The following is a 1,595-nucleotide window of genomic DNA, read 5'->3' on the forward strand; positions in this document are numbered from 1 at the left end:
TCTGCGGACTGGGCTTCAGGTCGACGCCATGGCGGTCGCGTCGAAGCGGCTGCGTGCAACGGTCGTGCAACGCCAGGACCGCACGCAACCGTCGCAACCAACGTCACCAACCAGGGAGATGCCCGTAACCAACGGCGTCGCGACCGACCAACGCCACCAACGCTGGGCGGAAAACGTTGACACAAAAATGCTCACCCAACGCAGCTAGCGCAAAGTTGGGGCGATTAGCTCAGTGGGAGAGCGCTTCCTTGACACGGAAGAGGCCACTGGTTCAATCCCAGTATCGCCCACATAAGGCAACGAATTCGGGCCCCGCATCGATGCGGGGCCCGCTTTCGTTCCGTGTCACCGGACACGCGACTCGTGCTTCAAGTGCGGGTATACGGTAGTCGCGCAGAGAAGCCTCGCGACCATGCCGGCCATCTCGGGCGTTGCACGCGGGTTGCACCGACGGCCAGCAGCGACGGCTCGGGGCGCCGCTCCAGCCGCCATTGCTGGGTGAGCAGCGCCCCAACGACTCGGTGATCACTGCCTGCAGTGATTAGTGCTCACACCAGGGCGGTCACTCGGCGGTAGCGGGGGAGGAGCGCAGGTCGGCCGACCAGCGTTCCTCTATGCGGCCATATCGCCAGACGAACAGCGCGGTGATCCAGGCCAGGAAGAACAACCCGACGATCGCATATCCGGCGTAGTCCAAGGGGATGCTGGCGATCGCGTTGATGGGCCCGGTGGTGATGTTGGCCTGGTCGGCCAGGACGCCGATCAGTTCGATAGTGCCGATGATCAGCGCCACCGCGACGGACACAGTAGTGATGGTGATGTTGTAGAAGACCTTGCGGACCGGCTTCATGAACGCCCAGCCGTAGGCGGCGTTCATGAACACCCCATCGATGGTGTCCATGAGACACATCCCGGCCGCGAACAGGATCGGCAGGATCAAGATCGAGTAGAACGGCAGATTGAACGCCGCAGCCCCGCCGGCCAGCACGAGCAGTCCGACCTCGGTGGCGGTGTCGAACCCGAGCCCGAACAGCACCCCGATCGGGTAGATGTGCCAGGGCTCGCGCACCGACTTCGTCAGCCCGCCCAGGAAGCGGTTCATGAAGCCGCGCTTGTTCAGGTGCTCCTCGAGTTCGGCTTCATCGAACTGCCCGGTGCGCATCCGGCGGAAGACCCCGATGATCCCGAACAGCACGACCAGGTTGAGAATCCCCAGTATCCACAGGAAGATTCCTGACACCGAGGCGCCGATGATGCCGGTCGCCGAGTGCAGCCCCGAGTCGTCGTTCTCGACCTGGCCGGCCAGAGTCTTGACACCGACTGAGAGCAGCAATGCCAACGCGAACACGATCGTGGAGTGTCCGAGAGAGAACCAGAAACCGACCGAGAGCGGCTTGCGCTGCCGGGGCTCACCGTGGGCTTCCCGGTCAGCGTTGTCAGCGAGCAGCTTGCGGGTGGTGTTGTCGACGGCGGCGATGTGGTCGGCGTCGAAGGCGTGCCGCAGCCCGAAGGTATAGGCCAGCACACCGACGCCGACGTTGAAGATCGGGTGGTCACCGCCGAGGTGATAATGCTTCGGTACGACCAGACCGAAC

The 1,595-nt window shown here is 63.7% G+C and carries 2 protein-coding genes and 1 tRNA gene; 2 read left to right on the forward strand and 1 reads right to left on the reverse strand.

Features of this window, described 5'->3' with window-relative positions; translation table 11 throughout:
- On the forward strand, nt 1-208 hold a 208-nt coding region (locus WAN02_RS21710; RefSeq protein WP_422266284.1), incomplete at its 5' end, for a hypothetical protein.
- Nucleotides 209-218: 10 nt separating this feature from the next.
- Nucleotides 219-290, forward strand: a tRNA-Val gene (locus WAN02_RS21715).
- Nucleotides 291-562: 272 nt separating this feature from the next.
- Here WAN02_RS21715 and WAN02_RS21720 read toward each other — a convergent pair.
- The coding region (locus tag WAN02_RS21720; protein WP_422266285.1) for a HoxN/HupN/NixA family nickel/cobalt transporter at nt 563-1,595 on the reverse strand (1,033 nt) is incomplete at its 5' end.

This window comes from Mycobacterium sp., assembly GCF_049281135.1.
Taxonomy (GTDB): domain Bacteria; phylum Actinomycetota; class Actinomycetes; order Mycobacteriales; family Mycobacteriaceae; genus Mycobacterium.